Origin of the sequence: Nocardioides lijunqiniae, assembly GCF_015024225.1 — a bacterium.
Taxonomy (GTDB): domain Bacteria; phylum Actinomycetota; class Actinomycetes; order Propionibacteriales; family Nocardioidaceae; genus Nocardioides; species Nocardioides lijunqiniae.
The window spans coordinates 103,303-116,438 of sequence record NZ_JACJGM010000001.1; the positions used below are offsets into that span (position 1 = coordinate 103,303).

The 13,136-nt window shown below is 71.6% G+C and carries 13 protein-coding genes; 7 read left to right on the forward strand and 6 right to left on the reverse strand.

Features of this window, described 5'->3' with window-relative positions; genetic code table 11:
• Nucleotides 1–4 precede the first annotated feature (4 nt).
• Nucleotides 5–1,135: an acetate/propionate family kinase gene (locus IRQ30_RS00485; RefSeq protein WP_193611124.1), complete on the forward strand. Its 1,131-nt coding sequence runs from the start codon at nt 5–7 to the stop codon at nt 1,133–1,135.
• A gap of 887 nt (nt 1,136–2,022) precedes the next feature.
• On the opposite strand, the gene IRQ30_RS00490 is transcribed toward IRQ30_RS00485, so the two are convergent.
• On the reverse strand, nt 2,023–2,640 hold the full coding sequence (locus IRQ30_RS00490; protein WP_193611125.1) for a hypothetical protein: 618 nt from the start codon (nt 2,638–2,640) through the stop codon (nt 2,023–2,025).
• 215 nt (nt 2,641–2,855) lie between these two features.
• On the opposite strand from IRQ30_RS00490, the gene IRQ30_RS23085 reads away from it, so the two are divergent.
• Nucleotides 2,856–3,188: a response regulator transcription factor gene (locus IRQ30_RS23085; RefSeq protein WP_338089500.1), complete on the forward strand. Its 333-nt coding sequence runs from the start codon at nt 2,856–2,858 to the stop codon at nt 3,186–3,188.
• 54 nt (nt 3,189–3,242) lie between these two features.
• Here IRQ30_RS23085 and IRQ30_RS00500 read toward each other — a convergent pair whose 3' ends face one another.
• The 5 genes from IRQ30_RS00500 to IRQ30_RS00520 all read right to left on the reverse strand — a co-directional run bounded on the left by IRQ30_RS00500 (nt 3,243) and on the right by IRQ30_RS00520 (nt 7,667).
• Entirely contained in the window at nt 3,243–4,478 is a 1,236-nt protein-coding gene (locus IRQ30_RS00500) for an MFS transporter (RefSeq protein ID WP_193611126.1), read from the reverse strand.
• The gene (locus IRQ30_RS00505; protein ID WP_193611127.1) at nt 4,475–4,756 is read right to left on the reverse strand and encodes a hypothetical protein; all 282 of its coding nucleotides are present in this window, start codon (nt 4,754–4,756) and stop codon (nt 4,475–4,477) included. The genes IRQ30_RS00500 and IRQ30_RS00505 overlap by 4 nt, the downstream gene beginning before the upstream one ends.
• 116 nt (nt 4,757–4,872) lie before the next feature.
• The gene (locus IRQ30_RS00510; protein ID WP_193611128.1) at nt 4,873–5,913 is read right to left on the reverse strand and encodes a phosphatase PAP2 family protein; all 1,041 of its coding nucleotides are present in this window, start codon (nt 5,911–5,913) and stop codon (nt 4,873–4,875) included.
• 24 nt (nt 5,914–5,937) lie between these two features.
• Nucleotides 5,938–6,723, reverse strand: coding sequence for an ABC transporter permease (locus IRQ30_RS00515; protein ID WP_193611129.1), 786 nt, complete (start codon nt 6,721–6,723; stop codon nt 5,938–5,940).
• Nucleotides 6,720–7,667, reverse strand: coding sequence for an ABC transporter ATP-binding protein (locus IRQ30_RS00520; RefSeq protein WP_193611130.1), 948 nt, complete (start codon nt 7,665–7,667; stop codon nt 6,720–6,722). Before IRQ30_RS00520 ends, IRQ30_RS00515 begins: the two co-directional genes overlap by 4 nt.
• A gap of 130 nt (nt 7,668–7,797) precedes the next feature.
• On the opposite strand from IRQ30_RS00520, the gene IRQ30_RS00525 reads away from it, so the two are divergent.
• The 5 genes from IRQ30_RS00525 (at nt 7,798) to IRQ30_RS00545 (ending at nt 13,095) form a co-directional block, all read left to right on the forward strand.
• Nucleotides 7,798–8,952, forward strand: coding sequence for a histidine kinase (locus IRQ30_RS00525; protein WP_193611131.1), 1,155 nt, complete (start codon nt 7,798–7,800; stop codon nt 8,950–8,952).
• Nucleotides 8,949–9,614, forward strand: coding sequence for a response regulator (locus IRQ30_RS00530; protein ID WP_338089501.1), 666 nt, complete (start codon nt 8,949–8,951; stop codon nt 9,612–9,614). The genes IRQ30_RS00525 and IRQ30_RS00530 overlap by 4 nt, the downstream gene beginning before the upstream one ends.
• A 99-nt stretch (nt 9,615–9,713) precedes the next feature.
• A complete protein-coding gene (locus IRQ30_RS00535) occupies nt 9,714–10,820 on the forward strand; it encodes an SPFH domain-containing protein (protein ID WP_193611133.1) in 1,107 nt (368 codons plus the stop codon).
• 166 nt (nt 10,821–10,986) lie between these two features.
• On the forward strand, nt 10,987–12,126 hold the full coding sequence (locus IRQ30_RS00540; RefSeq protein WP_193611134.1) for a hypothetical protein: 1,140 nt from the start codon (nt 10,987–10,989) through the stop codon (nt 12,124–12,126).
• Nucleotides 12,127–12,216: 90 nt separating this feature from the next.
• A complete protein-coding gene (locus IRQ30_RS00545; RefSeq protein WP_193611135.1) occupies nt 12,217–13,095 on the forward strand; it encodes an alpha/beta hydrolase fold domain-containing protein in 879 nt (292 codons plus the stop codon).
• Nucleotides 13,096–13,136: the final 41 nt, after the last annotated feature.

Here is a 13,136-nt window from a genome sequence, read left to right on the forward strand (position 1 = left end):
TCCCATGCGTGTGCTGGTGGTCAACGCTGGCTCGAGCAGCCTGAAGCTGACCCTGATGGACGACGACGATCGGATCGTCGCCACCACCACGGTGGAGCGCTGGGAGGGTGAGGACGACCTGGAGCCGGTCAGCAGGTTCGTCGAGGAAGTCGACGACGTCGAGGCGGTCGGGCACCGCATAGTCCACGGCGGACCCCGGCTGACGGAGTCCGTGCCTCTCGAGGATGACGTACTGGCCTACCTGGACTCGATCGAGGACCTCGCCCCACTGCACAACCCGCGGGCAGTGGCGGGTATCCGCGTCGTGCGTCAACTGTTGCCGAACATCCCCGAGGTCGCGTGCTTCGACACGACGTTCCACACCGACCTCCCGGCCGCGGCACGGACCTATGCCCTCCCCCAGGCGTGGAACGAACGATGGAGCCTCCGCCGGTACGGGTTCCATGGCCTCAGTCACGCCCACGCTGTGCGGCGAGCGGCCGAGCTCGTCGGCAGTGACCTCGCCGACCTGCGCGTGGTCTCCTGCCACCTCGGCGCCGGCGCCTCGCTCGCGGCCGTGCGCGAGGGCCGTTGCGTCGACACGACGATGGGGTTCACCCCGGTCGAGGGCCTGGTCATGGCCACTCGCTCGGGGTCGGTCGACCCGGGACTGCTGCTCTGGCTCCTGCAGCACGGCGATCAGAGCCCTGCCGGCCTCGCCGACGTCCTCGAGCATCATGCGGGCCTGAAGGGACTCTCGGGCACCTCGGGGGACCTGCGCGATGTGCAGGCCGCCAGGGACAGCGGTGACGTGGACGCGAAGCTCGCGTTCGAGGTGTTCATTCACCGGCTGCGACGCGAGATCGGCGCCATGGCGGCGAGCGCCGGGGGGCTCGACCTGCTCGTCTTCACCGGCGGGATCGGCGAGCACGAACCCGAGGTCCGGTCTCTTGGCGCGCAAGGTGCCGAGCATCTCGGCGCCTCGATCGATGAACGCGTCAACGCGGTGACCACGTCCGACCGTGACATCAGCAGCCCTGACGCCCGGGCCCGCACGGTGGTGGTCACCGCATCCGAGGCATCGGAGATCGCGCGTGAGACGAGGCGGGTACTCGGTAGCCCCAGTACTCACTCGGGTCCTCCGGCCCGAGACTAGAACTGTTCAACGACACCACCGCAGGCCAAGCCGAAGCCATGCTAGATCTCTCGACACGAGGACTTCTTGAGGCTGTGACTGGCAGTACCGGAAACCTCATGCAGCGAGGTGCTCACGCAGTGAAGCGCTGCAGACCATAGGAAGAGCCATCTCGCCGCGACCTTCGGTGCACTCGAAGGCAGGATGCTTCCGAAGTGGTGCCTCATACCGCTTCGGCGGTAAATGCCAGGAGGTTGCGTGCGCCTCGGCATCCGCGACGACCAGACCCGGAGGGAGTGGGAGGAGCGGCTGACGCGGACTTTTCAGGAAGAGGCCATGGCATTCAACTCGTGGTCACCCGTGTCGTGCTCCTCGACCTGGTGCGGGGTAGCTGTGCGTCATACCAGCGACGGTGAAGGCGAAGGCATCGCTTCGCTCCGGGTACGCCACACGCGTCATGCTTGCTCGCTTGCGCTCGCTCGCCTGCCGGAGTGTCGTTCCCTGCGCTACGCGGTGTCACGCCCTGGCGGGCCTTCCCTGGATATGACGCTTCGCGTCATCGCGCACGGCGCGGTCCATGGTCGTGGCGTGAACCAGGTACTCGCGGGGCGTTCCGGTCTGCCGGTGCACCGGGCTTACCGACGGGCGAAGCCCGTTCGCGCACAGCGCGTGCTTCAACGCTCAGCCGCCGTCAGACCGGCAGCGCCGACCGGCCTACCCGGGCGCCATGGGTGTGCCCGGTGCGCACGACGCGCAGCGTCGTATCGGTCCCGTAGGCCGTGAGCGGCGAGTGGCAGGGAAGGTTCTGTCACGCCGAGAGGGGAGGGGTGCGCGAGAAGTGCGAGGCGCATCAGCGAGCGCAGCGAGCGGCATGCGCCCCGCGCTGCGAGCGTTCCCCTCCCCTCTCGCTACTCCAGGGAATGACGCGGCGAGTAGCGACTGACCACCAGACCCCGGGGGGATTCCTGGTGAGCCAACGACGCCGCGACCCGCTTCACTTGCTGCTCGACCTTCCCATCGGGTACGTAGTAGATGAGGCTTCCGAACCTGGCGGACCGGCCGTACATGCGAAGCACCTTCGCCAGGTCGCGGTCGCTCTTCGCGGTCAGTTCCACCTCGACGGCGGCCCGCACCACCGAGTCGCGCGTGAGGACGAGGTCAGTGGCATGCGTTGAGACCTGGCCACCCGAATGCGACCCGAGGCCCATACCCACCAGGCCCTGGTCGCTGCCCAACCACAGGGCGTCATGAGGAGTCGACGGCGACCGCGTGCGTCGCCACCGTGCAATATCGCGACGGACCAACCGGTCCGTGACGACGTCGAAACCCGCCCGCTGGTAGGCCAATCCCACCTCACCGACAGCAAGAGTGTGGCGCACGTGGGTGAGCGCCACAGGCTGCGGCGTCAGCGGCGACGCGCGGTAGTCGTAGGCGTACCTCGTGGGGACGTAGAGGGCGTGCACATCCCGGGGTCGCCCGACGTTGGAGGGACCGGTTCGCAGGTCCTCCAGGAGCCCGAGGCGCACCAGGCGAGCCAGCCGCCGATATACCCGCGACCGGTCAAGACCGAAGCACACGGTGTTCAGCCACGTCGGAGATCTGCGCGGACCCGGAGCTGCGTGCCAGTCGCATCCTGATCCTCACGACGTACGAGACGGACGAGCACGTCGCCCAGGCGCTGCGGGCAGGCGCCAGCGGCTTCATCGGCAAGGGCATCGGGGCCGAGGAGCTGCTGGCCGCGGTGCGCTCGATCGCCGCCGGGGACACGTTGCTGTCCCCGGCCGCGACGCGCTCGCTGGTCGCCCGCTTCCTCATGACGCCGGACAGCTCGTCGCCCAGCCACCCCGAGCAGCTCGGTGACCTCACGCCCCGGGAGCGCGAGATGGTGGCCCTGGTCGCGACGGGTCTGTCGAACCAGGACATCGCCGAGCGCATGCACGTCAGTCCCTTCACCGTCCGGGCTCACGTGCAGCGCGCGATGAACAAGCTCCAGGCGCGTGATCGAGCACAGCTGGTCGTCATCGCCTTCCAGACGGGCCTGGCCCACACCGAACCGGACGGCGGTCGTCGGTGACGCACTGACGGCTTGCCCGGAGACCGTGGCGGCCGGAGGCAACGGCGACCTGCCCTACCGGCCCGGCGCGTCGGTCGGGGCCGGCTCGAGGTCGCGCAGCGGGGGCGCGACGAGCGCCAGTGCCGCGGTGAGCGCCCACACGCCGGCGACGACCGCACCAGCGGTCCCGAGCGAGACCCGCTCGACCATGACCGCCGCTCCCAGGACTCCGAGCGAGGGGGCTGCGGTCATGACGGCGTTCTGCGTCCCGGTCACGCGACCCCGGAGGTGGTCAGGGATCCTCTCGGTCATCAGGACGCCGGTGACGGTGCCGACGACGCCGATCGACACCCCGAGCGTGACGGCGCCGGCGAGCATCGGCGCCGTCGCCGGCAGGGCGCTGACCAGGGCGACGCCACCGACGGACCCGACCATGCCCGCCGCGAACCACCTCCGCCGCGTCAGGTGGTCACCGATCGCCGCGTACAGGCCCGCTCCGAGGAGCAGGCCGAGCGCGAGGGCGCTGAGCACCATCCCGAGCCGGCCCTCCTGCCCCAGCCGGATGAAGTGCACCGGGAGGATGAGGCCCTGGATCGCCGTCAGCACGACGGCGAGGAGAAGGCTGACCAGGGTCGTGCTGAGCAGGAAGGGGCTGCGTCGGAACAGCAGGGACCATCCTTCTCGCAGGTGGGCGACGGCGGCGCGCGGGGACGAGCCGACCGGTGTGGCGTCGGCGTCGAGCGCCCCGACCCGGCGCGGCAGCAGGAGGGTCAGCATGGCAGCGGCGAACGACGTGGCGGCCGTCACCCACAGGGCGCCCGACCCGTCGAGGAGGACGACGAGCCCAGCAGCCGCGGCAGGTCCCGCCAGCAGCACGACCGCACCGACCAGCTCGCGCTGCGCGACGAGCCGGTCCACCCCCACGCCGGCATGGCGGGCGACCTGGGGGAGGAGGGCCTCGCGTGCCGTCAGGCCTGGGACGTCGCCGAAGGAGCCGACGATCCCGAGCAGCACGAACCAGCCCAGGGTGAGGTCCGTGACCAGGTCCACGATCGGAAGGGCGGCGATGGCCGCTGCCGACACGAGGTCCGTCGCGATCGAGGCCGACCGCCGGTGGACCCGGTCGATCACCCCGCCCATGAACAAGCCGGCCAGCACCGCGGGTACGGCCGTCGCAGCAGCGAGGATGCCGGCATCCGTGGCGTCGCCCGTGCTATGCAGCACGATCAGCGGCAGGACGACCGCGGCGACGGCGTTGCCGAGCATGGAGAGGCCGTACGAGGCCAGGAAGGCGAGTGACGTGGTGCTCACAAACCGCCCCCGCGCCGCAGGGCCGTGTCCGGCAGGTCCCGTGCGGGGGAGCTGAGGACGTAGGGCATGGTCCCCAGCAGGGCGGCGGCGCCGGGGGTGGTCGGCATGCCGGGCACGCGCAGCACCAGGGGCCGACCTCCCGCCCTCATGAGCCTGCGGCTGATCGCGATCCCGGTGAGCAGGTCGACCGTCAGGTCGTCGACCGAGGCCACGGACACCACGACGACCCCGATGCTGTCGGGCATGGCGCGGGCGACCCGTCCGAGGTGACGGATCACGGACCTGGCGCTGGTGCCGGAGCCTCCGGGGAGGTCGACGCGAGCCACATCCCGGCCACGGGACCGGACGTGGTGCCCGGCCGCCTGCCGGGTGCTGATGAGCCGGGATGGCGACGTCACAGGGACACCTCTCGATCCGTGGAGCGCTCGGTCGCGCCGTCGTCGGGGGAGTGGGGCCGGGGCCTGTGCCGCCGCTCCCACGTGTGGGCGAGGAGCATCACCGCGCCGGCCAGCAGCCCGCCGGCGACCAGGTCGACGACGTAGTGCTCGCCGAAGTACACGAGCGCGACGCACATGACGCCCGGGTAGAGGACCAGCAGCCAACGCCCAGGGCTGCGCAGTCGCCAGATCCCGTACAGCGCCACCAGGACCGCAGTGCCCGCATGGAGCGAGGGCATGGCGGCCACCGGGTTGCCCACCCCGTCGAGGACGACGTTGGCGCGCTCGATGCCGAGGTCGCCCCAGCCGCGCGAGGTGATGCGTTCGACGTGGCCCAGGTGGCCCTCGTCGGAGGCGAGCCACGGCGGGGCCATGGGGTAGGCGACGTAGATCGCGAGGCCGGCGAGGTTGAGGCCGATGTAGCGGCGCATCCAGACCAGCCACTCGGTGCGGCTGGTCGCCCACAGCAGGACCGCCAGCACGAGCCCCACGAGGAAGTGACTGGCGTAGACCGTGGTCATGACGACCTCGAACCACCGCACAGGCGACTCGAGACGACAGGGGTCGCCGCACCACGCGTGCTGCAGGGTCTCGGTCGGGGTGGTGCCGCCGAAGAGCCACCGGTCGGCCTCGATGGGCATGGTCCAGTGCACGGTGACGTCGAGCTCGTCGATCAACCCGCGGCTGTAGAAGTACGCGGTGAGGAGCAGCGCCGGCACGGACCAGTCGCGGAGGAACCCGAGATGGCGGCGCCACGGTGCCTGGACGTGCCAGGCGATCGTGCCCAGCCACAGGGTGATCAGGACCGTCAGCGCGTCGTTCGGGATGCCGATGGTCGTCGACCAGAGCAGGACGAGCGTCCCCCAGGCCGTCATCGCCGCGACCCGTGCCGACTGACGGGTGTGACCTCCGGAGACGGGCCTCGCCTCGAGGGGCGCGGCGCCGGAGTCGGGCTGAGCCCTGTCCAGGACCAGCTCGTCCTCGCCGGAGGCCCTCATCGTCCTGCTCCCCGCATCGCCGGGCTACTTGATCTCCGCGCGCATGACGCGGAACCAGCCGGCGACGAACGGCAGCACGATCCAGATGAGCGCGGTGACGCCGATCTGTCCGAGCTGCTCGCCGGTGAGCGAGAAGTCGCCGTTGACCAGGGGACTCTGGGCGGTCGTGATGTCGAGCCACGGGGCGAGGTCGCTCAACGAGGACACCGACGTGAACACGATCGAGGATGCCGTCGGGAGCACGAAGAACGCCACGATGGCAGCAGGCGTGTTGAGCAGGATCAGTCCGTAGGCCACGCCCTGGAGGACGTTCAGCAGCTGCAGCCCGAGGAACAGCACGAAGGTGGCCACGGTGACGTCGCTGAACCCGTCGTTCCTGCCGGCTGCGGCGGTGGCGACGGCAGCGACGGCGATGGCGCCCGCGAAGGCGAGGAACGCCATCAGCAGCGCGGCGACGATCTTGGCGCCGATGACCTTGGTGCGCGACGGTGCGAGCGCGAAGGTGACGATGGCGGTGCGCTGGCTCCACTCGCTGGTCACGAGGAGGACTCCCAGCACCGGCAGCAGGAATCCCTGCGGGCTGGCGGCGAAGCCGAGGAACTCCTCGAACACCAGCTGGTCGTCGTCGGCGATCGCGAAGTACAGGACGATGACCGCGGCGGTCAGCGCCAGCACGGCGGAGACCAGCCACTTCCCGGCGCTGGTGTCGACCGTCTTGCGCAGCTCGACGGAGACCAGCTGGGAGAACGAGACCCGGGGGGTCTCGGAGAAGTCGAACGTCGGCGAGGGCTGCTCGGTGGTGGTGCTCATCGGGACATCTCCTTCGAGGTCGAGACCGCGGCGAGCGAGTCGGGTGAGGGTGCGCTCTCGCGCTGGACGGGAGAGGTCAGCTCGAGGAAGAGGTCCTCGAGCCCCTTGGCGCCGCTGCGGAGGTCGTTCAGCAGGAGGCCGTGCTGCACCGAGACGCGGCTGACCTCCCTCGGGCTGGCCGAGACGCGCAGCCCCTCGCCCTCCGGGGTCGCCTCATGGCCCTCCTGGCGGAGGGCAGCGACCAGCGCGTCCCTGTCGACCGGCGTCACGAGGGCGCTGTCGGCGCTGTCCAGCGAGCTGAGGCTCTTCAGGTCGCCCTGGGCCACGATCCTGCCGCGGCCGATGAGGATCAGCTCGTCGGCGACGAGCTCGACCTCGTTGAGCAGGTGGCTGGACAGCAGGACGGTCCCGCCGCGACGGGCGTAGCCCTTGAGCAGGTCGCGCATCCAGCGGATGCCGGCCGGGTCGAGACCGTTGGCCGGCTCGTCGAGGATCAGCACCGCGGGGTCGCCGAGGAGCGCGTGGGCGATGCCGAGGCGCTGCTTCATGCCCAGCGAGTAGTTGCGGAGCTTGCGCTTGGCCTCGGACTCCGTCAGGGAGACCATCGCGAGCATCTCGTCGACCCGCGTGGTGGGCAGGCCCATCGTCTTGGCGCCGACCATGAGGATCTCGCGCCCGGTGCGTCCGGCGTGCTGGGCGCTCGCATCGAGCAGGACGCCGACGTGCCGGCCGGGGTTGACGATGTCGTGGTAGTGGTAGCCCCCGATGGTGGTCTCACCGTGCGTGGGCGTGGTCAGCCCGACCATCATCCGCATGGCCGTCGTCTTGCCGGCGCCGTTGGGTCCGAGGAAGCCGGTGACGCGCCCGGGCCGGCAGGTGAAGCTGATGTCGTCGACGGCCGCGTAGCCGCCGTAGGTGCGGGACAGGTTCTTCACGTTGATCATGCGTCCAGCCTGGGCGGGCACGACGCCCGGCACATCCGCCGAGAGCGCGGACCTGGGCAGTCCCTTGGTAGGGGTCGGCCGGCTACCAGGGGTGGTGCCCGGCGACGGTGTGCGCGCCTAGTCTCGAGGGGTGCCTGAGGCGAGCCCGGCGCGGCCCGGGGAGTACCGGCCGCCGTTGCGGCGGCGGGACGTCGCGTGGCGGCTGGCCGTGGCGCTCCTGATCAGTGTCGGTGCCTGGGTGCCCGTCGTGGAGGGACAGTCCCCGGTCGACCGAGCCCTCGACGTCGGCCTCGGTGTCCTCGCCTTCGCGCTGGTGCTCTTGCGGCGTCGTCGGCCCTTCGCGGTGGCCGTCGTCACCACCCTGCTCACGACGTTCTCGTCGCTGGCCACCGGCCCCTCGATCCTCGCCATCGTCTCGCTCGCGACGGGTGGCGCCTGGGCGCAGATCGTGGTGGCAGGGGCGCTCAGCGTCCTGTGTGGTGAGCTCCACATCCGCCTGTATCCCACGGTCCAGACGGACCCGGGGTGGCTGACCCTGGCCGCCGGCGTGGTGTTCACGTCGGCGACCTTGGCGTGGGGGATGTACATCGGATCGCGCCGCGAGCTCCTGTGGACGCTGCGCCGCCGGGCGGAGGTCGCCGAGGCCGAGCGGGACCTCCGCGCCTCCCAGTCGCGCATCGAGGAGCGCAGCCGGATCGCTCGCGAGATGCACGACGTCCTCGCGCACCGGATCTCCCAGATCTCGGTGCGAGCGGGCGCCCTGAACTACCGCACCGACCTCACTCGTGACGAGATGCGCGACAGCGCCGGGGTGATCCGCGAGTCGGCGCACGAGGCACTGACCGACCTCCGCGGCGTCCTGGGAGTGCTGCGAGGCGACTCCGGCGAGCTGCAGCACGCGCCGCAGCCGACGTACGTCGACCTGGCGGACCTGGTCGAGGACGCTCGTCGGTCGGGGATGCGGATCGCGTACGCCGACACCGTCGACGCGCCGGTGCCCGACGCCACGGGGCGCACGGTCTACCGCATCGTCCAGGAGGGAGTGACCAACAGCCGCAAGCACGCCCCCGGTGCCGGCCTCGACATCGATCTGGGTGGTACCCCTCAGGAAGGGATCACGGTGGTGCTGCGCAACGCCCTGGGCTTCGGGCGGTCCTCCACCCCCGGCTCGGGCCTGGGACTGGTGGGGCTCACCGAACGGGCCCAGCTCCGGGGTGGACGCCTCGAGCACGGGGTGTGCGGCGACGAGTTCGTCCTGCGGGCGTGGATGCCGTGGGGCCCGTGAGCCAGGGGCGGCCCACGCGGATCCTGATCGCGGAGGACGACGGGATCGTGCGCGCCGGACTTCGCATGATGCTCGAAGGTCATCACGACCTCGACGTCGTCGGTGAGGCGGTGGACGGCCGCGAGGCGCTGAGGCAGTTCGACGCGTTGTCCCCCGACGTGGTGCTCATGGACATCCGCATGCCTCGCATGGACGGTCTGGAGGCGACGCGCGCGCTGATGTCGGGCCCCCGCCCGCCTCGGGTCATCGTCCTGACGACGTTCGACGCCGATGCCTACATCGTCGAGGCGCTCGGCGCCGGGGCTGACGGGTTCCTCCTCAAGGACACCGCGCCACCCGAGATCGTCGCCGCGATCCGCCGGGTGGCCGCCGGCGAGCCGATGCTCTCGCCGGCCGTGATCCGTACGCTCCTCACGAGGTTCCGCGACAGCGGCGGTCACCGCCGCGCTCGCGCCGCCCAGCTCCGGCTGGCCACGCTCACTCGCCGGGAGAGCGACATCGCGCTCGGGATCAGCCGCGGGCTCGCCAACACCGAGATCGCCGCCGAGCTGCACCTGTCCGTCACCACGGTGAAGGGGCACGTCACCCACGTGTTCGAGAAGCTGGGTGTCACCAACCGCGTCCAGGTCGCCATCTGCGTGCACGACGCGAGTGGGGCGTGACGACCTGCCGCGTGGAGGCTGCGAGCGGCCGTGGCGGGCAGGTACCGTGAGCCCGCCGACGGCCCGTCCAGGTGGCCGCAGACGAAGGAGCCCGAGCACATGAGCTTCATGGACAAGGTCCGCGGTCAGTTCATCGACATCGTCGAGTTCCTCGACGACAGCCGCGACACCCTCGTGTGGCGGTTCCCCCGCCAGGGCAACGAGATCAAGAACGGCGCCCAGCTCATCGTGCGCGAGGGCCAGACGGCGGTCTTCGTCAGCGAGGGCCAGATCGCCGACGTGTTCACGCCCGGCACCTTCGAGCTCACCACGCAGAACCTCCCCATCCTCAGCACCCTCAAGGGCTGGAAGTACGGCTTCAACTCGCCGTTCAAGGCCGAGGTCTACTTCGTCGGCACCCGGCAGTACACCGACCTGAAGTGGGGCACCCAGAACCCCTTCACGGTGCGCGACGCGGAGTTCGGCATGGTCCGGCTGCGTGCGTTCGGCACCTACGCGCTGCGCATCACCGACGCCGGCACGCTCCTGCGCCAGCTCGTCGGCACCGACCCGGACTTCCGCACCGACGAGGTCTCGGAGTTCCTGCGCCAGAACATCGTCGCCGCCGTCACCTCCGCGCTCGCGACGGCCAACGTGCCGATGCTCGACCTCGCCGCCAACCAGCAGGCGATCTCCCAGCAGCTCGTCGGCACGCTCAGCGCGAGCCTGGCGGAGTTCGGCATCGCCCTCCCGCGCTTCGTCATCGAGAACATCTCGATGCCCCCCGAGGTCGAGGAGGCGCTCGACAAGCGCAGCCAGATGGGGATCCTCGGCAACCTGGACCAGTACACGAAGTTCCAGGCCGCCAACGCGCTGGAGGACGCCGCCAACAACCCCGGCGCCGCGGGCCAGGGCACCGGGATGGTCGTGGGGATGGGCCTGGGGCAGGCTGCCACCGGCGCCCTCGCCGGCGCGCAGCAGTCGGCCCCCGCCAGCCCGCCGCCGCTCCCCGGCGCCGGCGGGACGCAGTGGTTCGTCGCCGTCAACGGCCAGCAGGCCGGTCCCTTCGCCCTGGAGGCCCTGCCGGCCAAGGTGGCCGCCGAGCAGCTGGGCCGCGAGACGCTGGTCTGGTGCGAGGCGATGCCGTCCTGGAAGCCCGCCGGCGAGGTGCCGGAGCTGGCCTCGCTGTTCGGCACCACCCCGCCGCCGCTGCCCCCGCAGGCCTGAGGTGACGAGCGCTCCGCCGCCGCTCCCTCCGGGCGACGCCGACTCCTCCGCGCCCGCAGCCTCCGCCCCCGCGGGCCCGCCCCCACCACCAACGTCCCCGCCACCGCCACCGCTGCCGAAGGCCGCGCAGGCGCTGTTCGCGTCCTGCCCGACCTGCGGGTCGCAGGTGACGTACGCGCCGGGCACCGCCGTCCTCACGTGCACCGCGTGCGGTGCCGAGCACCCGATCGAGGCCGGCGAGGACACCACCATCGACGAGCACTCCTTCGACGAGTGGATGGAGCGCAACTCCCACGTCAAGGTGGCGTCCCTGGTCGGTCAGGTGCTGCGCTGTCAGGGCTGCGGCGCCCAGGTCGAGGGCGCCCAGCTGGCGGAGACCTGCCAGTTCTGCAACGGGCACCTGATCGCGCTCGCGACGCCCGAGGGCATGGTGGCCCCCGAGGCCGTCGTCCCCTTCCACATCCCCGGGGACGCCGCGCAGAAGGCGTTCAAGGAGTGGATCAGCTCGCGGTGGTTCGCCCCCAACGCGCTCAAGAAGATCGGCTCGGCGGAGTCGCTGACCGGCACCTACGTGCCGCACTGGACCTTTGACGCCGCCACGGCCTCGACGTACGTCGGTGAGCGGGGCGAGTACTACTACGTCACCCTCACCCGTCAGGTCTCCGACGGCAAGGGCGGCACCCGCACCGAGACCTACCAGGAGCGCCGGACCCGCTGGCACGACGCGTCCGGCCGGGTCTCGCGCGCCTTCGACGACGTCCTCGTCCCGGCCTCGCAGCGCCTCGACCAGGAGCGCCTCGACGAGATGGGTCCGTGGGAGCTGGGCACCGCCGTGGCCTACCAGCCCGAGTACCTCTCCGGTTTCTCCGCGCTGCGCTACGACGTCGACCCCCCGGACGCCTCCACCGAAGCGCGCCAGGAGATGCGCGCCACCATCGAGAAGGACGTGCGCCGCGACATCGGCGGCGACGAGCAGCGCGTGCACCAGGTGGACGTCACCTACTCGCGCGTCACGTTCAAGCTCGTGCTGCTGCCCCTGTGGCTGGCGACGTACCCGCACGCCGGCAAGCAGTGGCAGGTGATGGTCAACGCCAACACCGGCAAGGTGACCGGCGACCGTCCGTACTCCGTCGTCAAGATCACCCTCGCGGTGCTCGTGGCGGTGGCGCTGGTCGCGCTCGTGCTGGCGCTCGTGCTGGCCAACAAGGAGGGCTCGACGGCCGCCGCCGCGCTGTCCGACGTGCGGTCGGTCGCCGCGGTGGCGATGCCGCCCGGCACGGGCCCGCCCGACCCGACGACGGCGTAGCGGCCCGCGCTCCGGAGCGGGTATGGCGCGATGCCGAGGTGGCAGCGTCGGACGGGCGCCGGCGCAGCCGTGCGGAGCTAGGTTGGCGCGGTGCCCGACGCCTGCCTCGACCCCCTGCTGGACCCGCAGATCGCCGCCCTCGCCGGCGCGGGCGAGGTCGAGGAGCCGCCAGGACCCGATCTCCGCGAGGTGCGCGACCTGACCGTGCCGTCGGCCGGGGTGCCGGCCCGCCTGTACTCCGGCGACCTCGACGACTGCGTGGTGGTGTTCCTGCACGGTGGTGGCTTCGTCAGCGGTGGCCTGGACAGCCACGACGCGCACGCGCGGCGGCTCTGCCGCGACACGGGTCGCAGCGTGCTCGCCGTCGACTACCGGCTGGCCCCGGCGCACCGCTTCCCCGCGGCCTACGACGATGCCGTGGCGGCCGTGCGCTGGGCGCGCGAGGAGCTGGGGGAGCGGGTCGCGGTGGCGGGTCCGAGCGCGGGGGCGAACCTCGCCTTGGGCGCCGCCCTGGCGCTGGCCGGCACGGACGCCGCGCCGGTCGCGCAGCTGTTGGTCAACCCGCTGGTGCACGGCGACCCGTCGTACCCCTCGCGCACCGAGCTCGCCGACGCCTACGGACTGACGTCGCAGCGGCTGGAGTGGTGCGTGGAGCAGTACTTGGGCGAGCAGAGCCTGGGCGAGCAGAGCCTGCGCGACGACCCGCGCTTCGCGCCGCTGCTCTCGCCCGACCTCCGCCTGCTGCCACCGACGGTCCTCGTCGTCGCGGGCCGGGACCCGCTGCGCGACGAGGGTCGCGAGCTGGGACGGCGCCTGGGCGACGCGGGCGTGACGGTGGACCTCAGCGAGGAGCCGGGGATGCCGCACGGCTTCTGGCGCTTCGCCCCGCTCTCGGACGCCGCGGGGTCGGCGGTGGCGCGGATGAGCACGCTCTTCCGCGAGCGGCTCGACGCGGCGACGCGCGCCTGACCGCCGACTCCGGCGGCCTCCGCGCGGACGCGGGCGCCCGT